18 protein-coding genes are annotated in these 19803 nt (G+C 72.8%); 9 read left to right on the top strand and 9 right to left on the bottom strand.

The genetic code is table 11. The features are described 5' to 3' along the window. Positions 1–34: 34 nt before the first annotated feature. Together AB0H83_RS28330 and AB0H83_RS28325 are read right to left on the bottom strand one after the other, a co-directional pair. Complete coding sequence (locus AB0H83_RS28330) at positions 35–409, bottom strand: response regulator (RefSeq protein WP_360099639.1); 375 nt, start codon at positions 407–409, stop codon at positions 35–37. After that, complete coding sequence (locus AB0H83_RS28325; RefSeq protein ID WP_360099637.1) at positions 406–3132, bottom strand: response regulator; 2727 nt, start codon at positions 3130–3132, stop codon at positions 406–408. The genes AB0H83_RS28330 and AB0H83_RS28325 overlap by 4 nt, the downstream gene beginning before the upstream one ends. A 79-nt stretch (positions 3133–3211) precedes the next feature. Here AB0H83_RS28325 and AB0H83_RS28320 point away from each other — a divergent pair, with 79 nt between their 5' ends. After that, complete coding sequence (locus AB0H83_RS28320; RefSeq protein ID WP_360099635.1) at positions 3212–3451, top strand: hypothetical protein; 240 nt, start codon at positions 3212–3214, stop codon at positions 3449–3451. Positions 3452–3530: 79 nt separating this feature from the next. Here the strand turns inward: AB0H83_RS28320 and AB0H83_RS28315 are convergent, their stop codons facing one another. Then, positions 3531–3893, bottom strand: coding sequence for a TraR/DksA family transcriptional regulator (locus tag AB0H83_RS28315; RefSeq protein ID WP_360099633.1), 363 nt, complete (start codon positions 3891–3893; stop codon positions 3531–3533). 162 nt (positions 3894–4055) lie between these two features. Here AB0H83_RS28315 and AB0H83_RS28310 point away from each other — a divergent pair, with 162 nt between their 5' ends. Then, positions 4056–4445 (top strand): ATP-binding protein, encoded by a 390-nt coding sequence (locus AB0H83_RS28310; protein ID WP_360099631.1) that lies wholly within the window; start codon positions 4056–4058, stop codon positions 4443–4445. A 75-nt stretch (positions 4446–4520) separates the two neighbouring features. On the opposite strand, the gene AB0H83_RS28305 is transcribed toward AB0H83_RS28310, so the two are convergent. Then, entirely contained in the window at positions 4521–4862 is a 342-nt protein-coding gene (locus tag AB0H83_RS28305; RefSeq protein WP_360099629.1) for an STAS domain-containing protein, read from the bottom strand. A 147-nt stretch (positions 4863–5009) separates the two neighbouring features. Between AB0H83_RS28305 and AB0H83_RS28300 the strand changes: the two genes are divergently transcribed. Further along, complete coding sequence (locus AB0H83_RS28300; protein ID WP_360099627.1) at positions 5010–6332, top strand: SpoIIE family protein phosphatase; 1323 nt, start codon at positions 5010–5012, stop codon at positions 6330–6332. A 194-nt stretch (positions 6333–6526) separates the two neighbouring features. Next, entirely contained in the window at positions 6527–7282 is a 756-nt protein-coding gene (locus AB0H83_RS28295) for an SDR family oxidoreductase (protein WP_360099625.1), read from the top strand. Positions 7283–7353: 71 nt separating this feature from the next. On the opposite strand, the gene AB0H83_RS28290 is transcribed toward AB0H83_RS28295, so the two are convergent. Beyond that, a complete protein-coding gene (locus AB0H83_RS28290; RefSeq protein ID WP_360099623.1) occupies positions 7354–8808 on the bottom strand; it encodes a fused MFS/spermidine synthase in 1455 nt (484 codons plus the stop codon). Between the two features lie 36 nt (positions 8809–8844). Between AB0H83_RS28290 and valS the strand changes: the two genes are divergently transcribed. Together valS and AB0H83_RS28280 are read left to right on the top strand one after the other, a co-directional pair. Continuing rightward, positions 8845–11337, top strand: coding sequence for a valine--tRNA ligase (valS, locus tag AB0H83_RS28285; protein ID WP_360099701.1), 2493 nt, complete (start codon positions 8845–8847; stop codon positions 11335–11337). After that, positions 11337–12143, top strand: a complete 807-nt coding sequence (locus AB0H83_RS28280; protein ID WP_360099699.1) for a TrmH family RNA methyltransferase — start codon at positions 11337–11339, stop codon at positions 12141–12143. Before valS ends, AB0H83_RS28280 begins: the two co-directional genes overlap by 1 nt. 44 nt (positions 12144–12187) lie before the next feature. On the opposite strand, the gene AB0H83_RS28275 is transcribed toward AB0H83_RS28280, so the two are convergent. The 4 genes from AB0H83_RS28275 to AB0H83_RS28260 all read right to left on the bottom strand — a co-directional run bounded on the left by AB0H83_RS28275 (position 12188) and on the right by AB0H83_RS28260 (position 16552). Further along, positions 12188–13879 (bottom strand): substrate-binding domain-containing protein, encoded by a 1692-nt coding sequence (locus AB0H83_RS28275; protein ID WP_360099621.1) that lies wholly within the window; start codon positions 13877–13879, stop codon positions 12188–12190. A 241-nt stretch (positions 13880–14120) separates the two neighbouring features. Then, entirely contained in the window at positions 14121–14918 is a 798-nt protein-coding gene (locus tag AB0H83_RS28270; RefSeq protein WP_360099619.1) for an endonuclease/exonuclease/phosphatase family protein, read from the bottom strand. Between the two features lie 3 nt (positions 14919–14921). Beyond that, entirely contained in the window at positions 14922–15554 is a 633-nt protein-coding gene (locus AB0H83_RS28265) for a hypothetical protein (protein WP_360099617.1), read from the bottom strand. A 5-nt stretch (positions 15555–15559) separates the two neighbouring features. Continuing rightward, entirely contained in the window at positions 15560–16552 is a 993-nt protein-coding gene (locus AB0H83_RS28260; RefSeq protein WP_360099615.1) for a hypothetical protein, read from the bottom strand. A gap of 210 nt (positions 16553–16762) precedes the next feature. On the opposite strand from AB0H83_RS28260, the gene fabG reads away from it, so the two are divergent. From fabG to AB0H83_RS28245, 3 genes are read left to right on the top strand one after another with little or no spacing between them, the layout of a single operon-like run. Then, positions 16763–17524, top strand: coding sequence for a 3-oxoacyl-ACP reductase FabG (fabG, locus tag AB0H83_RS28255; protein ID WP_360099613.1), 762 nt, complete (start codon positions 16763–16765; stop codon positions 17522–17524). Next, complete coding sequence (locus AB0H83_RS28250; RefSeq protein WP_360099611.1) at positions 17521–18702, top strand: acyl-CoA dehydrogenase family protein; 1182 nt, start codon at positions 17521–17523, stop codon at positions 18700–18702. Before fabG ends, AB0H83_RS28250 begins: the two co-directional genes overlap by 4 nt. Continuing rightward, the gene (locus tag AB0H83_RS28245; RefSeq protein WP_360099609.1) at positions 18699–19766 is read left to right on the top strand and encodes an acyl-CoA dehydrogenase family protein; all 1068 of its coding nucleotides are present in this window, start codon (positions 18699–18701) and stop codon (positions 19764–19766) included. Before AB0H83_RS28250 ends, AB0H83_RS28245 begins: the two co-directional genes overlap by 4 nt. The last annotated feature ends 37 nt before the right edge of the window (positions 19767–19803 follow it).

Raw genomic sequence — 19803 nt, 5'->3', positions numbered from 1 at the left:
CTACCCCGGGGCAGGTGACGCTCAAACGCACCTGTCAGGGGAGATGTGAAGCGAGAATCTTCAATAGGTCCTGCGCGCCGTACGGCTTGTCGAGGAACGCGTCGCAGCCGGCGCTCATCGCCGCGGCCCGCTCGTGCGGCAGCACGCTGGCGGTCAGGGCGATGACCTGCGGCCGGTCGGGCTGGGTGCTGAGGTCCGTGGCGAGGCTCAGCCCGTTGCCGTCGGGCAGGTTGACGTCCAGCAAAATCACGTCGACGGCGGTCCGCGCGAGCGCGTCGCGCGCCAGTTCCAGGCTGCCCGCCTCCAGCAGCTCGATCCCGCGGATGACGTCGTCGGTGGCGCGGGCCAGGATCGCCCTGACCAGCACCCGGTTCAGTTCCTCGTCCTCGACGAGCAGCACCTTGCTCATGCCTGCCGGGCCTCCGTTCCTGGTACGCCTTCCAGCGTCTTGCCGTCCGTGTCGGCGCTCTTTGTGCCGGCGGCGGCGCCGTCGGTGCGGGCTTCGGAGAGGGTGCTGGCCACGGCGGCCAGGTCGACCCACTCGCGGACGCCGTCGGCGGCGGCGGCGCTGCGCGGCATGGTGCCGATGACCTTGCCGGTCAGGCGGACCCGGTCGTCGTCGGACAGGTCGGGCTCGGTCAGCGCCAGCACCGGGATCCCCCGGGTCGCCGGGTCGCCCTCCAGGCCGGCGAGCAGCGCGAACCCGTCGACGTCGGCCATCTGCAGGTCGCAGATGATCAGGTCGAAGTGCCGGTCGCGGGACAGCCGCAGCCCTTCCGGCCCGTCGTCGCAGGTGACCACGTCGATGCCGCCGTCGCGCAGGTGCTGCTCGACCACGCGGCGGGTCTGGTCGTCGCGGTCGACGACCAGCACCGCGGCGGTCTCGGCGCCGCTGGAGGGCACCACGTGCCGGGCCAGCTGGGCGAGCAGCAGGTCGTGGTCGACGGGCTTGATGAAGAAGTCGGTGGCGCCCAGCGACATGCCGGCCTTCCGGTCGTCGATGATCGTGGCGAAGAAGACCGGGATGCCGCGCAGCGCCTCCTCGTGCTTCAGCTCGCGGATCACGTCCCAGCCGTCAAGGCCCGGCATGACGACGTCGAGCAGGATCGCATCGGGCTGCCACGTCCGCGCCGCGGAGAGGCCCTCCTGCCCGCCGGGCGCCACGCGCACCTGGTACCCGGCGGCGGCGAGGTACGTCATGAGCAGCTCGGCGGCGCGCGCGTCGTCGTCGATGATCAGCACCCGGCCGCGGGCGACGCCGACCGGCTCGGCGACCGGCAGGGCGGCGGGCGCGGCGGGCAGCTCGGCGGTCGCGTCCGGCAGCCGGACGGTGAACCGGCTGCCCTCACCGAGCGCGGACTGCAGCACGATCGAGCCGCCGTGCGCCTCGACCAGCCGGCGGGTCAGCGCGAGCCCCAGCCCGGTCCCGGCCTGCCGCTGGGCGGCGTTGCCGACCTGCTGGAACTCCTCGAACACCCGGGCGTGGTTCTCCGCGGCGATGCCGACGCCGCTGTCGGCGACGGTCAGCGCCACCTCACCGGACTCCCGCGCGGCGCTCAGCGCGATCCGGCCACCCTCGGGGGTGAACTTGATCGCGTTGGACAGCAGGTTGTCCAGGATCTGCCGGAAGCGCAGCGGGTCGGCGCGGACCGCGAGCCTCGGCACGTCGATCAGCACCTCCAGCCGCTTGCGGTCGGTGAGCGGCCGCAGGCCGGTGATCACGTCGTTGACGGCGACGTCGAGGCCGAGCGGCTCCGGGTTGAGCTCCAGCCGCCCCGCCTCGACCTTGGCCAGGTCGAGGATGTCGTTGATCAGCCCGAGCAGGTGCCGGCCGCTGTTGTGGATGTGCTCGACCCAGTCGGCCGGTACGGTGCGCCGGTCGCCCTCGGGCTGCTCGGCCCGCATCAAATCGCTGAACCCGATGATCGCGTTCAGCGGGGTCCGCAGCTCGTGGCTCATCCCGGCGAGAAAGTCGCTCTTGGCCTGGCTGGCGTGGGTGAGCGCGGCCACGGACGCGGCCAGCTGCTCGGTCAGGTGGCGCTGCTCGGCGAGCGTGGTGCTGCGCTCGGCGAGCGCCTTGGCCTGGCCGCCGAGCACGGCGGCGAGGCGCAGGTCGTCGGCGGTGAACAGGGCCCGGTAGCGGTCCAGCAGCAGCACGGCCCCGCACTCGTCCGCGGGCAGCGGCACCTCCAGCGCGGTGACCAGGCGGGCGCCGGTGGTCTGCGCGTAGTACTCCGCGAGCTGCGGCGCCGCCCGGCGGGCCGAGCCGGCCGGGACCGGCTGGCGGGCGGCGAGCAGCTGGTCGAGGTCCTCGGCGGTCAGCTCCGGCATCGGGTCGTGCGGCAGGCTCGCGCCGGACCGGCAGACCGCCGCGACCTGGTCGAGCCGGCCGCCGGGAGTGGCCCGGACCAGCACGACCGCGTCGGTGCCGGTGGTCTCGTGCACCACCTGGACGTACCGGCGCCAGACCTGGCCGGTGCTGACGGCGGCGGGCAGCCGCTGGAGGTCTTCGGTCGCCTCGTACCAGATGGTCGCCGACATCATCCGGCGCAGCCAGGCGGTCGGCGTGAACGCGATGAGGTAGCCGACCGCGGAGACCAGCGCGACGACCCGCCCGGCCGGCGCGAGCCAGCTCGTCGTGCCCGGGTGCAGCACGGCGCCGGCGAACAGCATCAGCATCATCGTCACGAGCAGGTAGGTGGCGGCCGCGGCGATGCGCAGCCTCGCCCTGGCCGAGCCGGAGCGCCGCTGCGCGCCGAGCAGCAGGTAGCTGCCGGCGATCACCTCGGTCATGGCGAACGCGCCGGTGGCCAGCAGCAGGTACCCGAGGTCGAGCGGGCGGGGCGCGGTCGCGACGGCCACGATGCTCGCCGCCAGCGCGACCAGCAGGGTGCGGTCCAGCCAGGTCGGCACGTGCCGCAACTGGGCGGTGAGCCGCAGCGTCAGGTACGGCTGCAGCATGAGCAGCCCGGTCGCGACCGCGGCCCCTGGGACGGGCCGGCCGGTGAGCTCGCGCACGACGCCGGTGGCGCAGATCACCACCAGCGGCAGGAAGATCAGCGTGATGTGCCCCTGCACGGGGTCGCGGGTGGCGAGATACCCCACGAACGTGCGCAGGAACACCGCGACCACGAGCAGTGCTGTAACTAGAGTTATCATCTGACTACGCCCCGTAACAGTTGAACGGGACTCACTCTAGCCAGGGGGACGGATGGGCGAGACGGAACCGGCCGACGAACTCGCCCTGCTCCGGGCCGAGATCGCCGACGGCGCCCATGACCTTTCCAACGCGCTGGGCGCAATCCTCAACTATGCGGCGTTTCTGGCGGAGGACCTCGGCGACAACTCGGCCGCGGCGGACTACCTGCCGCACCTGACCAGCGCGGCGCGCCGCGCGCTCGGCGTCGTCGAGCGGCTCAGCGTCAGCGGCGCCCGGTCCGCCGGCGGCTAGTCGCGTTCACGGCCAGTCGCCTTCGGAGCTTTCGGCGGCCGTCCGCTTTCGGGCGGTGTTCGCTTCAGCGGTGTTCGCTTCAGCGGCGTTCGCTGATGCTCTTGCACTGGACGCACAGGGTGACCGAGGGGAACGCGGTCAGCCGGGCGACCGGGATGTCCTCGGCGCAGCGCTCGCACCGGCCGTAGGTGCCCTCGTCGAGCCGCTCCATCGCCCGCTCGACCTGGTCCATCCGGGCGCGGATCGACAGCGCGACCGCGAGCTCCTGGTCCCGGCTGAACGCCTTGGTGCCCAGGTCCGCGACGTCGTCACCGGCGTCGACCACACCCGCCATGGTCATCTCGGCGACCGCCTCGGCGTACTCCGCGGCGAGCTCCTGGTGCCGGGCGTCCAGCGCGGCACGCAGATCCGCGGAGCGCTGCGCACCACCGGCAACCGTCATTTCTGGCTGGACGAGCATCCTTGGCCCCCCTGTACTGACGCTGGATCGCGTTCGACTGGCTTCCGGTGTGCCCATCAGAGGGGCGCCGCAAACCTGACTCATCCCCGACTCCGGCCGTGGTGTCACTGTTCAACCGCGGCGCGAACGGGCACCATGAGCTACGTGTTCACGACCGAGCCCGAAGCCGCAGAGGTCACCGTCGAGGTGCCGCTCGGCGAGGCCCGGCAGGCCCGGAAGGTCATCGCCCGCGCGCTGAGCATCTGGGGGCTCACGCATCTGACCCGGGCCGCGGTGATGGTCGGCCACGAGCTCGTCGCCAACGCGCTGCGCCACGGCATGCCCCCGGCGGCGCTGCGCCTGCTGCGCCGCGACGGCGCCGTGCTGATCGAGGTCGGCGACGGCAGCCCTGAGCTGCCGCGGATCGCCGAGATCGACAACGAGACCAGCACGTCGGGCCGGGGCATGTTCATCGTGTCGCGCCTGGCCCGCTCCTGGGGCGTCCGCCCGCTGCCGACCGGCAAGGTGGTCTGGGCCGAGCTGGTGTCGCAGTAGGCACCTTCACCCGTTCACCTCGCCCTGCCTCTTCCGCGCCCGGCCTCTTGCCCGGCCCGCCTGCTCGCGGACCGGTCAGGCGGCCTGCTTCTCGTCGCGGATCGGCAGGATCTGGTCCAGCCCGGTGATCTCCAGGGTCATCGACACGTCGGGGCCAGGGTTGGCGACGACCAGCGTGGCGCCGGCCTGCTGCGCGCGGCGCCAGCAGCCGACCAGGGTGCCGAGGCCGCTGGAGTCGATGAACGCCAGCCCGGCCAGGTCCACGACCAGCTCCTCCGCGCCCGCCTCGAGCTGGCTGACCATCTCGGTGAGCAGCTTCGGCGCCGAGTCGAGATCCAGGTCACCGACCGCCTCGAGGCGCACCCGGCCGCCGTCGCGGTGCACCGACAGTTCCCACACCGTCTCGTCATTGACCACGTTGTGCCATGTCCTTTCGCGAACCGAGCTGCGGATCGGCTACTGCCCGCTGGTCAACAGTGTGTGGTACCCATCCGGCGGACTTCAAACGCTCACCCCGTTTGACCACGTCGCGGACGCGACGCAGACTCGAACGATGGTGACGGTATGAGTGGTGATCTCGACTTCGTGGGGCGCTCCCCGGCCACCCTCGACGACGCCACCATGCTCGCCGTCGCCCAGCGGCGCGCCCAGTTCCTCGCCGACGCGAGCCGGCAGGTGTCCGGCTCGCTCAATCTGGCACACACCGTGCGCCGCTCGCTCGCCGCGTGCGTGCCGCACCTCGCCGACTGGGCGCAGATCATGCAGGTCGGGCCGGACGGTGCGACGTACACCAGCCTCGTCACTGGCGCGTCCGGCCCCTCGTCGACGACCAGGCGGCACCCCAGCGCCGACGGCGCCAACGGTCAGGAGCGGCTCCTCGTCACGGGGCGCCCCGAGCTGCTGCACGTCTCGCTGGACCAGGACCCGCTGCCCCCCGACGGGCTCGTCGCACTCGTGCCCGACGAGGGCATGCGCGCGCAGGTCGCCGCGCTGCGCCCCGCTGACGTGCTCGGCCTGCCGCTGACCGCGCGCGGGACCACGTTCGGCACGCTGACGCTCGCCCGGCGCACCGGGTACGGGTTCGTCGCCGAGGACATCTCCATCGCCGAGGAGCTGGCGGTGCGCATCGCCCTGGCCCTCGACGCGGCCCGCCGCTACGCGGAGCGGGCAGGCGTCGCGACCGTGCTGCAGGCCGGCCTCCGCCCGCCGGAGCTGCCGAAGCTCGACGGCGCCGCGCTCGCCGCCCGGTACCGGCCGGCCTCCGGCGACGGCGAGATCGGCGGCGACTTCTACGACGCGTGGGGCGACTCCACCGACTGGTCGTTCGTCCTCGGCGACGTCTCCGGCAAGGGCGTCGAGGCGGCCGTCGTCACCGGCCAGGCCCGGCACACCGTGCGCGGCGCCTCGGCCGTCGACCGCGACCCGTCCGCGGTGCTGCGCGCCCTCAACACGATGCTCGACGGCACCACCCAGGGCCGCTACGTCACCGCCGTCTACGGCCGGGTCCGCCGCCACGCCGGCGGCGGCCTGCACGTCACCGTCGCCTCCGCCGGCCACCCGCCGCCGCTGCTCGTGCGCGTCTCCGGCGACGTCGAGCCCGTCGCCGTGCGCGGCCTCGCCGCCGGGCTGGTCCCCGCCGTCGAGTACGCCAAGGCCCAGGTCCTCCTCGCCCCCGGCGACACCCTTGTGCTCTACACCGACGGCGTCACCGAGGCCGGCCACCACAGCGTCAGCCACGGCACCCAGCGCCTGACCGGCCTGCTGTCCCAGTACGCCCAGGCCGGCGTCGACGCCCTCGTCGAGGCGATCGAGATCGCGGTCCTTGAGGGGTCCGGCGGCAACCAGCGCGACGACCTGGCGGTGCTCGCCCTGCGGGCGGCCCCGTGACCGCAGCGCTGGTTCGCCGGGGAACAGCCAGCCACCGGGTAGGCGAGGTGAATCGGCGCGCGGACCCACGCGAAGAGCTGACAGCCTCACGCGCATGAGCGCCGCACACCGTGGCCGACGTGACGGCAGGTCGGTCAGACCGGCGGGCCAGCAGAACACCGGGACGCCGGGACGCCGGTCGCATACTGGTAAGCATGATCGCGGTGACTGGGGCGTCCGGCCAGGTCGGTGGCAGAGTCGCGGCGGCGTTGCCGGAGGCGCGGCGGCTGACGCGCAAGGACGCGGAGTACCGGGACACCACGCGGATGCGGCAGGCGCTCGACGGGGTCGACACGCTGTTCCTGGTCTCGGGGCGGGAGTCGGCGGACCGGCTGGCCGAGCACCGGAGCGCGGTCGATGCCGCGGTCGGGGCGGGGGTGCGGCGCATCGTGTACCTGTCGTTCGTGGGGGCGGCGCCGGAGTGCACGTTCACGTTCGGGCGGGACCACTGGCACACCGAGCAGTACATCCGGCAGACGGGGCTGCGGTGGACGTTCCTGCGCGACAACCTGTACCAGGAGATGTTGCCGATGCTGGCCGGGCCCGACGGGGTGATCCGCGGGCCGGCGGGCGACGGGCGGGTGGCCGCGGTCAGCTACGACGACATCGCGGCGTGTGCGGTCGTGGCGCTGACCGGTGACGGGCACGACGGGCACAACAGGCAGACGTACGACCTGACCGGGCCCGAAGCGCTGACCCTGCACGAGGTCGCGGCCCGGCTCGGGGTCCGGTATGTGCCGGAGACCGTCGAGGAGGCGTACGCGTCGCGGGCGCACTACGGCGCGCCCGCGTTCGAGGTGGCGGGGTGGGTCAGCTCGTACGAGGCGATCGCGGCCGGGGAGCTGGCGGCGGTGAGTGATGACGTCGCGCGCCTGACCGGCCGGCCGGCGAAGCCCTTCAGTCCCCGCTGACGAGCAAAAGAAGCCCTTCAGTCCCCACCGACGAGCAACGAAGCCCTAGGCCCGCCGACGAGCAGACCCACTCAGTCCCACGTCAGCAGCTGATCCACCGGCGCGTAGTCGTCCGTCAGCACCTTCGCCCCGTTGAAGAAGGATCGCAGCGCCTGGCCGGACAGCGTCTCCGGGGCGTCGCCGCTGACCGCGCCCGTCCATTCCCGCAGCGGCGCCGTCGAGGCGAAGACGACGAAGTTGCTGCCCGCCTCGCCGCGGAGCGCGGCCGCCGGCGCGACCAGCATGACGTGCGGGAAAACCTCGGCGATGGTGGCGACCTCCGCGCGGATGAAGCGGCGCGCCGGGCCGTCGATGACGTTGAGCGCGTACGCGCCGCCCGGGCGCAGGACGCGGCGCACGTCGGCGACGAGTTCGCGGGTCGTCAGGTGCCACGGGACCGCGAGGTGGCCGAACGCGTCGCCGATGATGAGGTCCCGGCTGGCGGAAGGCTGGCGGCGCAGGTTGGCGCGGGCGTCGCCGGTCTCGACGCGCAGCAGCGGGCCGGTGCGCAGGCCCAGCAGCCGGCGGTCGAGGGCGACGAGCGCGGGGTCGAGCTCGAGGACGAGGTTGTCACTGCCGGGGCGGGTGGCGGCGACGTACCGCGGGAGGGTGAACCCGCCGCCGCCGAGGTGCAGCGCGGCGAGCGGCCCGGGCGGCAGGTTGTCGACGTACCCGCCGATCCACTGGGTGTAGGAGTACTCGAGGTGCCGGGGGTCGGCCAGGTCGACGTACGAGTGCTGGGCGCCGTTGAGCAGCAGGGTGCGGCCGGTGCCGTCGGCGGTGACGGCGGCGCAGGTGTAGGCGGTCTCGACGGCGCAGGGGTTGGGGGCGACGATGCCGATGGGCACGCCGACGGCGGTGAACACGAGGGCGGCGGACAGGTTGCCGCGGCGCCGCCAGTACCCGCCGAATCCGAACCCGGCGAGGGCGAGCACGCCGGCGAGGGCGAACAGGATGACGCTGGTGGGGACGGTGGCGACGAGGACGAAGCCGGTCCCGAAGGTGGCGGTGATCGCGCCGAGGGTACCGACGCTGGACAGCCGGCCGACGACGCGGCCGGTGTGGGCGAGGTCGGCGAGCTGGAGCTTGACGACGAGCGGGGTGACCGCGGACAGCAGGGCGGCGGGGACGAAGAGGGTCATGGTCGCCAGCAGCAGGACGCTGGTGGTGTCGGTGCCACGCAGCCATTCGCCCGCTACCCGGATGATGGGCAGGGTGGCGGCGGTGGCGACGGCGCCGAGGAGGAGCAGCGGGGAGAGCAGGCGGCGCTGGTCGGTGCTGCGGTCGGCGAGCCAGCCGCCGGTCCACGCGCCGTAGGCGATGGCGGCGAGGGCGACGCCGATGATGGCGGTGCTGCTGGACAGCGTCACGCCGACGTACGGGCCGACGAGCCGCAGCCCGACGATTTCCAGGACGAGCACGGCGCCGCTGGTCAGGAAGACGAGGGCGGCGGCGATGCGGTTATTGAGCGGTGTCGCGGCAGTCACCGCTCTAGCATGGGGCACATGTCCGATTCGACGCGTATCCCTGCCAGGCCGACCCTTGATGGACTCGAAGCGCGGTGGGCGAAGGTATGGGACGCCGAGGGGACGTACCGGTTCGACCGGTCGAAGTCGCGCCAGGACGTGTTCTCGATCGACACGCCGCCGCCGACGGTGAGCGGGGCGTTGCACATCGGGCACGTGTTCTCCTACACGCAGACCGATGCGATCGCCCGGTATCAGCGGATGCGGGGCCGGGAAGTGTTCTATCCGATGGGGTGGGACGACAACGGGCTGCCGACGGAGCGGCGGGTGCAGCTGACGTACGGGGTGCAGTGCGACCCGGCGTTGCCCTACGACCCGGATCTGGTGATCACGAAGACGGCGGGGGCGCCGCCGCAGAAGATCAGCCGGCGCAACTTCATCGATCTGTGCAAGCGGCAGACGGAGGTCGACGAGCAGGCGTACGAGCGGCTGTGGCGCAACCTCGGGCTGTCGGTGGACTGGTCGCTGCTGTACACGACGATCGGTGACCGGGCGCGGGCGGCGGCGCAGCGCGGGTTCCTGAACAGTCTGGCGCGCGGTGACGCGTACGCGGTGGACGGCCCGACGTTGTGGGACGTCACGTTCGGCACGGCGGTGGCGCAGGCGGAGCTGGAGGACCGGGAGCGCCCGGGGGCGTTCCACCGGGTGCGGTTCGGCGAGTTCGCGGTGGAGACGACCCGGCCGGAGCTGCTGCCGGCGTGTGTGGCGCTGGTCGCGCACCCCGATGACGAGCGGTACCGGCCGCATTTCGGTTCGACGGTGCGCACGCCGCTGTTCCGGGTGGAGGTGCCGCTGCTCGCGCATCCGCTCGCCGACCCGGAGAAGGGCAGCGGGCTGGTGATGGTGTGCACGTTCGGCGATCTGACGGACGTGACGTGGTGGCGGGAGCTGGACCTGCCGACCCGGACCGTGATCCAGCGCAACGGCCGGCTTGGCCTGCAGCCGCCGCCGGGTGTGGAGGAGGACCTGTACGCGCTGGTGGCGGGGCTGACCGTGCATCAGGCGCGGGAGAAGGTGGTGGCGGCGTTGCGGGCCGAGGGGTCGCTGGAGGGCGAGCCGCGGCCGATCACGCATGCGGTGAAGTTCTACGAGAAGGGCGAGAAGCCGCTCGAGATCGTGGGGACGCGCCAGTGGTACATCCGCAACGGTGGCCGTTCGCCGGAGCTCCGGGCGGCGTTGCTGGCGCGCGGGCGGGAGCTGCAGTGGACGCCGGCGCACATGCGCAGCAGGTATGAGCACTGGGTGGAGGGGCTGACCGGGGACTGGGTGATCAGCCGGCAGCGGTTCTTCGGCGTGCCGATCCCGTTGTGGTACCGGTTGGACGCCGAGGCGCACCCGATCTACGACGACCCGATCGTGCCGGCGGCGTTGCCGATGGATCCGAGCAGTGACACGCCGCCGGGGTTCGAGGAGGCGGATCGGGGTCGTCCGGGCGGGTTCGTCGGCGACCCGGACGTGATGGACACGTGGGCGACGTCGTCGTTGACGCCGCAGATCATCGGTGGCTGGCTCGACGATCCGGACCTGTTCGGCCGGGTGTTCCCGATGGATCTGCGCCCGCAGGCGCACGAGATCATCCGGACCTGGCTGTTCTCGACGGTGCTGCGCGCGCACGTGGAGCACGGGGTGCTGCCGTGGAAGCGGGCGTCGATCGCGGGCTGGATCGTGGACCCGGACCGCAAGAAGATCGGCAAGTCGAAGGACAACGCGCCGGACTCGCCGGAGACGCTGCTGGAGCGGTTCGGCGCGGATGCGTTGCGGTACTGGGCGACGAGTGCCCGCCCGGGGGTGGACACGGCGCTGGACCTGAACCAGATGAAGGTGGGGCGGCGGCTGGCGACGAAGCTGCTCAACGCGAGCCGGTTCGTGCTGGGGTTCCCCGCGCCGGAGTCGGGTGCGGTGACGGAGCCCGTGGACCGGGCGTTGCTGGCGGCGCTGTCGGCGGTGGTGGCCGACGCGACGGCGGCCTTCGAGGTGTACGACTACGCCCGCGCCCTGGAGCGCACCGAGCAGTTCTTCTGGTCGTTCTGCGACGACTACCTGGAGCTGGTGAAGGCGCGCGCCTACGGTGAGGTGCCGGGGGCCGACTCGGCGCGGGCCGCGTTGACGGCGGCGTTGTCGACGTTGCTGCGGTTGTTCGCGCCGTTCCTGCCGTACGTGACGGAGGAGGTCTGGTCGTGGTGGCAGGAGGGGTCGGTGCACCGCGCCGCCTGGCCCGCCGCCGGTGACCTGCCGGGGCCGTCGGGCACGGCACAGACGAAGGACGCGCCGGACGTGTCGCCGCTGGTGACGGCGACGGCGGTGCTGGCGGCGGTGCGCAAGGCGAAGTCGGCGGCGCGGCAGTCGATGCGGGCGGAGGTGGCGCTGCTGGAGGTGGCCGGCCCGGCCGCGGTGCTGGCGCAGGTGCGGGCGGACCTGACCGCCGCCGGGAACGTGCGCGAGTGGGCCGTCACGGACGCCGGGGAGCTGTCGGTTACCGTCACGTTGTGATGGAACTCCAGGCCATCGGGGTCCAGCACCCCGCCGTGCGGCAGGTGCAGCACATCCAGAACAACACCGCGCCGAACCGGTACAAGCTGTTCGTGGCCGAGGGCCTCTGGGCACACAACATGCTCCTGGAGGCCGGTGCCCCGATCGACACGTTCTTCTGGTGCCCGGAGGCGATCTACGCCGATGAGGCGCACCGGCGGGCGGAGGAGATCGCGGCGCGGGCCGACCGGTCGTTCCGGATCTCGGTGCGGACCCTGGAAAAGATCTCGGAGCGCGACAAGCCCGACGGGCTGCTGTCGCTGGCGGCGCTGCCCCGGTGGGGTGTCGACGATCTCCGGTTCGGCAGGACGGCGCTGGTACTGGTCGCCGACGGCCTGGAGATCCCGGGCAATCTGGGCACGTTGATCAGGTCGTTGGACGCGTGCGGCGCGGACTGCCTGGTGCTGACGAACCGCAAGACGCGCCTGACGCATCCGAAGGTGATCCGGGCGAGCCAGGGCACGATCCTGACGGTGCCGACGGTCGAGTTCGAGCAGACCGCCGACGCGGTCGCCTGGCTGCGGCGGCACCGGTTCACGGTGCTGCTCGCCGACACCGACGAGGCGGTCAACTACCGGCAGGCGGACTATTCGGGGCGCACCGCGCTGGTCGTCGGCAGTGAGCGGTACGGCATCGGCAAGGAGTGGTACGGGCACGGCTTCCAGCGGGTCGCGGTGCCGATGCTCGGCTCGGGTGACTCGCTGAACGTGTCGGTGTCCGCGTCGGTCCTGCTGTACGAGGCGCGGGCCCGCAAGTCCGACTGGTAGCCCGCCCGGCACTCTGGTCGATGAGGTGCCGGCGCCGGGGCCGGCTACTTCGGCTGGACGGCTTGGCCGCGCAGCGAGATGGCCTGCAGGAAGATGTCGCCGATCTTGGCCGGGTCGGGGGCGACGAAGGTGCCACCGCCGATGGCGTCGGTGATCTGGCGCATGGCGCCCTCGCCGACCTTGTCGCCGATGCCGATGAGGATGACCTGGATCGGTTTGGCCGGGTCGGCGGTGGCCTTGAGCTCGGCGATGAGCTGCTCCAGGGAGAGGCCGCCGGCAGGGTCGTCGTTCTCGCCGTCGGTCATGACGATGAGGGAGTTGATCCGGCCGTCGTCCCAGCCGCTCTGCACGGCCTTGTAGCCGGCGAGGATGGTGTCGTAGAGGGCGGTGTCGCCGTTCTGCTTCGGGCGGATCGACTGCAGCGCCTGCAGGCACTGGTTGCGCTGGCTGACCAGCGGGCCGATCGGCACGAGCTGCTTGTAGTCCTTGGCGCCGTCGAGCTGGGTGGAGAAGGTCCACACGCCGAGGGCCCAGGAGTCGTCGAAGAGCTGCATGCCGCGGCGGGCCGCCTCGAGGGTGACGGTCATGCGGTCGAGGCCGCCGGCGGTGGGCACCTTCTGGAGCATGGAGCCGGAGACGTCGATGACGGCGAGCATGCGGGCCGGCAGGGTGATCGCCTGCCACTTGTTCAGCAGGCCCTCGATGGCCGCGGCCTCGGGCACCTGGCTGGCGGTGAGGGCGGGCGGCGCGCTGGTCGGGGTCTGGAAGCCCTTGCCGGCGGCGCCGTCGGAGCCGCGTAGGCCGATCGCGCCGAGCCGGTCGCGGAAGCTTTCCCCGTTGAGCGACTTGAGCAGCTGCTCGGCGACGGCGGCGCGGTCCTTGTTGAGCACGACGAACGGGTAGTCGAGGGCGATCGGGGCGGGCTCGGCGTAGATGGCGGCGATGCGCACCGGCGGCTGCTGGGCGTTGTACTGGATGACCGACTGCTCCGACAGCGGCGCGACGGTGAGGCCGCTGCTGAGGGCCTGCGGGTCGGAGCCGCGCGGGAACTTCTGCATCAGGTCGTCCTTGACCGCCGACCGGCCGGCGGCGAGGGCCCGCAGCGCGGCAGTGGCGATCTGGGTGGCCTGGGTGGCGTTGCCGCCGCCGGAGGCGGTGGCCGCGGCGGCGAGGGTCATCAGGCCGGCGAGGCCGGTCGAGTCGCGGCTGGGCTCGACGATGCCGAGCTTGACCTTCTGGTCGCCGGAGACCTTGGCGATGAGGTCGGTGTACTTGATCTTCGTCGCGGGCCAGCCGAACGAGTTCGTGGCGATCGGCTCGGGGACGGCGACGACGATGGGGCTGCGGGCGATCGAGGTGGCGGTGTCGGGGACGCTCTGCGGGTTGGCGGCGCGCAGCCGCTGCAGCCACAGCGACGAGTCGGGCACCCACACGTCGGGCACGCGGGTCTTGCCGTTGGCCTGGCCGACGCCGGTCAGGGACTTCTTCGAGGTGGCGGCGACGGCGGCGGCCACGTCGGCGGGGGCGGCCTCGATGACCTCGACGTCGACGCAGCTGCCGTCGGACTTCGCCTGCTCGGTCCAGTCGGTCGCCTGCTGCTTGAGCGCGGGGGCGATGTCGGTGGGCGCGCTGATCGTGAGCTTGGTCGAGCTGCCGCACGAAACCTGCGAGTACTTGCGGAATGCATACCAGCTGCCGGCGAGGACAACGAGCACGGCGACGGCGGCAGCGCCCATCTTGAGCGCTGCGCCTGACGACCCCGCTGAGCGGTGGCGACCTTTCACGGCTCTTTATCCTCCGGACCGGCGACCTCTGCGGCCTTGTACCTTCGGTTGGAAATCACTGACGGTACGCATCCCAACAAACGAACGCCCAATCTACAAGGCACTGATGGATCGTAGTTAGACGAACACGGCTCGCAATCGCGCTGGAACAAACCCGCCATATGCAGGCATTTCACTCGCGCTTAAATCTGCCCTAATCAATCTTCAGTGTTCCTGGGCGGTCACGCAGGGTAACAATCAGCGGCCGATGGTCGGAGAAGGGCACCGCCGGGGTGTCGGCCCGCAGGACCCGCGGGAGGCGATCGAGGCCCTGCCGGTCGGCGAGCACGTGGTCGAACTGCACACGTGGCGCCGATGACGGGTACGTCGGCAGGCCCGCGAGCCGGTGCCAGCCGGAGAACAGCCGGGGCAGCCGGCCGGTCAGGTTGAGGTCGGCGAGCAGCACGCGTGGCGCCGGCATGCGGCGCAGCGCCCGGCGGACCAGTTGGAGCTGCCGCACGTTCCAGCCGGGCACGAAGGACAGATGGGTGGTGGCAACTGTCACACGCCCGGCGGGGGTTTCGAGCACCGCGGCGATCAGCACGCGCGGCTCGTCGTCGAGCAGCATGAGCCGCTGCCCGGCGAGGATCGGCGAGCGCAGCGGGGCTGCCGGCAGCCTGGTGACCCGCCATTCGATCACCGGGTACCGGCTGACCAGCGCGATGCCGTAGTGCGGGTCGCTGCCGTGCTGATCGGCATCGGTCGCGACCCGGAACGCCTCGCCGGGCGTGCCGACCACCGCGGGCACGAACAGGACCTCGACCGCGCCCATCGCGTCGGCCGCGATCCCGGCGAGGTCGGCGTGGCCGCTGCGGACCTGGCCGCGGTCGACCTCCTGCAGGCCGAGCACGTCCGCGTCGAGGCCGGCGATCGCCGCGCGCACCCGGCCGGCGTCGACCATGCCGTCGGCGAGGGACCGTCCGTGCATCAGGTTGAACGTGCCCAGCCGCATGTCTCATTGTCGCCGCTGCAGCTTGCGTACCGCTGTCCTGGCGATCGTCTCGGTCTCCGCCGGGTCGACGCCGGGCTGGCCGAAGTGCACGATCGTGCAGGTGGTGCCGCCGATCCGGACCGCGAGCAGGTAGCCGCCGAGCGTGTAGGCGGCGTCGCCGGCGGCGCCCGAAGCGGTCATCCGGAACCCGGCGGACTCGTCGCCGAGGCCCCGCAGGCCCCCGTCGGCCACGGTGACGGTGGTCGTGCCACCGCCGCCGTCGGTGTCGGTGAAGGTGGCGCACCGGCGGGCGAGCGTCCGCAGTACCCCCACCGCCTCCGTGGCGTCGGCGAGCTCCTCGGCGAGGAACGGCCCCGACGCGCTGGCCTCGAACCGGACCCCGCTGCCGCCGCCGCGGAACCGGTCGAGCAGGGCGTCACAGCCCGCGACGCTCACCGAGCCGGCGGCGCTGACCTCCGGCTCGGCCTGCGGCGGGCTGGTGACATACCCGCCGGGCAGGTCGTCGACCGTCAGCATGACGCTCGCGGCGGCGGTACGCGAAGACTCCGGCTCGACGGGTGTCGAACCGGAGTCACAGGCGCCCAGCGCCAGCGTCAGCGCGCTGAGCAGGGTCGTGGCGGGTCTGGCGGGCGGCACTGCCGTCAGGCGCCGATGGTCGGCTGGGAGCCCTGGCGCAGCGGGGTGCGGGCGCCGGTGGCCAGGTCGACCGCGGTGATCCAGGAGTGGCCCTGGTGGGCGGCGGTCAGCACGCCGGTGCCGGTGCCGGCGTAGACCATCTCGCGGTCGCCGGCGGTGCCGACCTGGCGGCGGTCGCCGCCGTCGGCGTCGGCCTCGGTGACCCGCACGACCGTGCCGTCCTCGGTGTAGGTGGTCCAGGTGACCTTCTGCCCGTCGGCGCGCCAGGCCGGCACGACGCCGAAGCCGCTGGTGCCGGAGCCACCGCCGCCGTAGTAGTCGATGGCGCGCTCGGTGCCGGAGGCGACGTTGCCGACGCTCAGGCAGTTGTCGGCGATCGACTCGCACTCGCCGCCACGGAACGCGATCCGGGTGCCGTCGGGCGACCAGGCGACGGCGTCGTCGGTGCGCAGCCGGTCGGCCAGCCGGGGTCCGGCCGCGGCCTTCTCCTCCGGCTGCGCCATGACGTAGGCGACCTCGGGCAGGGCCTGGTCGCGGCAGGAGGCGGGGAAGAGCGGCTCGGAGGCGGCGCCGATGCCGTCGGCGCGGACTCGGAAGACGCCCGGGCCGCCGGTGCACGACAGCGCCGCGTACGCGATCCACTGCCCGTCGGGCGACCACGACGGCCCGCCGGCGGTCCGGTCGCTGACCTGGCGCTTGCCGCCGCCGTCGGCGTCCATCACCCAGACGGTGCCGTTGTGCAGGTACGCGAGCTTCGTGCCGTCCGGGTTGAACCGGGGGCGGGCGTTGACCTCGTCCTCGGTGAGCCGGGTCTCGGTGACCCCGTCGCTGCTGTAGATGACGCCGGCCCGCACGTAGGCGACGGTCCTGCCGCCGGTCGCGGCGGCGTCGGCAGCGGCGGCGGCACTGGCGGCGGGAGCACCGATCATGGAGCCGATACCCGCCAGCGTCGCGAAACCGGCCAGCGTGAGCGCCTTCTTGATCGTGTTGCCGTTCATCCGTGCCCCCTGTGTTTCCGTCGCTTCCGTGTGACGCTGAGACCATCGGCGCAACCGTGCCGCACCTGAACGGTTCCCCGCCGGAAACTTCGAGGAATTCCGCCAATCGGACATTCCGCCCGCGTGACCCCGGACCGGCCGGCGACGTGTGAACAACTTGCACTCAGAGTGCCTTTTCGGGACCGTGTCTCACGGGCGAGGATCGAAGGCATGACTGACACACAGGCCCGCGTGGCGATCGTGACCGGCGCGGCCCGCGGCATCGGCGCCGCGACCGCCGTCCGGCTGGCGGCCGACGGGCACGCCGTCGCGGTGCTCGACCTCGACGAGGGCGCCTGCAAGGACACCGTCGAACAGATCCGCGGGGCCGGCGGCACGGCGCTGGCCGTCGGCGCGGACGTGGCCGACTCCGCCGCGGTGACCGCCGCCGTGGCCCGGGTCGCCGAGGAACTGGGCCCGCCGCTGGTGCTGGTCAACAACGCCGGCGTGCTGCGCGACAACCTCCTGTTCAAGATGAGCGACGACGACTGGGACACCGTCATGGGCGTGCACCTGCGCGGCGCGTTCCTGATGAGCCGGGCGGCGCAGGTACACATGACGGCGGCGAAGTTCGGGCGGATCGTCAACCTCTCGTCGTCCTCCGCGCTCGGCAACCGCGGCCAGGCCAACTACTCCGCGGCGAAGGCCGGGCTGCAGGGCTTCACCAAGACCCTCGCGATCGAGCTGGGGCCGTTCGGGGTGACCGTCAACGCGGTGGCGCCCGGCTTCATCGCCACCGACATGACCGCGGCGACCGCGGCGCGGATGAAGGTCGACTTCGAGGCGTTCCGGACGGCGGCCGCCGAGCGGATCCCGGTCCGCCGGGTCGGGGAGCCCGCCGACGTCGCGCACACCATCTCGTTCCTCGTCAGCGAGGGCGCCGGGTTCGTCTCCGGACAGGTCATCTACGTGGCCGGAGGTCCGCTCAATTGAAGCCGGCAGACCTGGCGAAGGAGTTCCTCGCCGCGCACGACCCGAACGCACTCGATCCGCTGGACTTCCTGCGGGCCAGGTTCGACGCCGGGCTCGCCTGGGTCCAGTTCCCCGAAGGGCTCGGCGGGCTCGGCCTGCCCCGTGAGGAGCAGGCCGGCGTCGAGGAGGTCTTCGCCGCGGCGGGCGCGCCGGACAACAACCCGCGCCGCATCGGCATCGGCCTCGGCATGGCGGCGCCCACGATCCTGCGGCACGGCACCGACGAGCAGCGCCGGCGCTGGCTGCGCCCGCTGTGGACCGGTGAGGAGGTGTGGTGCCAGCTGTTCAGCGAGCCCGGCGCCGGCTCCGACCTGGCCGGGCTGGCCACCCGCGCGGTCAGGGCCAGTGACAGTGACGGCGACGGCTGGGTCGTCGACGGCCAGAAGGTGTGGACGTCGATGGCGCACGAGGCGCGATGGGCGATCCTCATCGCGCGCACCGACCCGGCGGTGCCGAAGCACCGGGGCATCACCTACTTCGTGCTCGACATGACCGCGCCCGGGGTCGAGGTGCGCCCGCTGCGGCAGGCCACCGGCGAGGCCGAGTTCAACGAGGTGTTCCTGACCGGTGTCCGCATCCCCGACACCGACCGGCTCGGCGCGGTCGGCGAGGGCTGGGCGGTCGCGCAGACCACGCTGATGAACGAGCGGGTCGCGATCGGCGGCGGCGCGGCGCCCCGCGAGGGCGGTGTCATCGGGGTGGTCGCCGACCTGTGGCGGGAGCGCCCCGAGCTGCGCACGCCGGCGCTGCACGACGCGCTGCTGCGGCTGTGGGTCGACGCGGAGGCGGCCCGGCTCACCGGGACGCGGCTGCGCCAGCAGTTGGCGGTCGGCCAGCCCGGGCCGGAGGGCTCGGCGGGGAAGCTGCTCTTCGCCCGGCTCAACCAGGAGATCTCCGGCCTGGAGCTGGACCTGCTCGGCGAGGAGGCGCTGCGCCACGACGAGTGGACGATGCGGCGCCCGACCGTCGTGGACTTCGCCGGCCGGACGGCCGGTTACCGGTACCTGCGCGCGAAAGGCAACTCGATCGAGGGCGGCACCTCGGAGATCCTGCGCAACATCGTCGCCGAACGGGTCCTGGGGCTGCCGCCGGAGCACCGGCTCGACAAGGACGTCGCCTGGAAGGACCTGCCGAAATGACCGAGTTGCTGTACAGCGATGTCGAGGAGGAGCTGCGGGCGAGCGTGCGCTCCCTGCTGGCCGACCGCGCCGGGTTCGAGGCGGTCCTGACCAGGATCGAGTCGGCGGAGCCCGTCGACCTGAAGCTGTGGCGGGCCCTGGCGGTGGACCTGGGCGTGGCCGGACTGCCGGTGCCCGAGGCGGACGGCGGCGCGGGCGCGTCGTGGCGGGAGACCGCGGTGGTGCTGGAGGAGCTGGGCCGCTCGGTGGCGCCGGTGCCGTTCCTGGGCAACTCGGTGCTCGCCGTCGCCGCACTGCTCGGCAGCGGGGACCCGCTGCTGGACGCCCTCGCCGCCGGCAGCCGGACGGCGACCCTGGCCGTGCCGCTGTCCGCGCACCAGGCGGGCAACTGGACCGTCACCGCGGACAGCGACAAGCTGGACGGCACGGTGACCAGCGTGGTGGACGCCGGGTCCGCCGAGGTGCTGCTGGTGCCGACGGCCGCCGGCCTGTACGCGGTGGACGCGGCCGACGCCGAACGGGCGCCGGTCGTCAGCTTCGACCTGACCCGCCCTCTCACCGACGTGACGCTGCGGGGCGTGACCGGCCGGCTGGTCAGCGCCGACGCGACCGCCGCGGTGGGCCGGGCGCTGACGGCCGGGGCGGCGCTGCTGGCCTCCGAGCAGCTCGGCGTGGCCGAATGGTGCCTGACCACGACGGTGGAGTACGTGAAGACCCGGCGACAGTTCGCCCGGCAGATCGGCTCGTACCAGGCGGTCAAGCACCGGCTCGCCGACCTGTGGGTGAGCGTCACCGAGGCCCGCGCGGTGGCCCGCTACGCGGCGGACTGCCTCGCCACCGGGGACCCGGACCTGCCGGTCGCGGCGGCCGTGGCCCAGGCCTTCTGCTCCCCGGTGGCGGTCAAGGCCGCCGAGGAGTGTGTCCAGCTGCACGGCGGGATCGGCTTCACCTGGGAGCACCCGGCGCACCTGTACCTCAAGCGCGCCCGCTCCGACGCGGCGAGCCTCGGGTCGGCCGCCGCCCACCGCGCGGCGCTGGCCGGCCTGGTGAAGCTGCCGGCCTGAAGATCAGCTGCCGGCCTGAAGATCAGCTGCCGGCCCG

This window comes from Dactylosporangium sp. NPDC050688, assembly GCF_040654515.1.
In the GTDB taxonomy this organism is placed as follows: domain Bacteria; phylum Actinomycetota; class Actinomycetes; order Mycobacteriales; family Micromonosporaceae; genus Dactylosporangium.
This window is presented reverse-complemented; position numbering and strand designations above follow the sequence as displayed.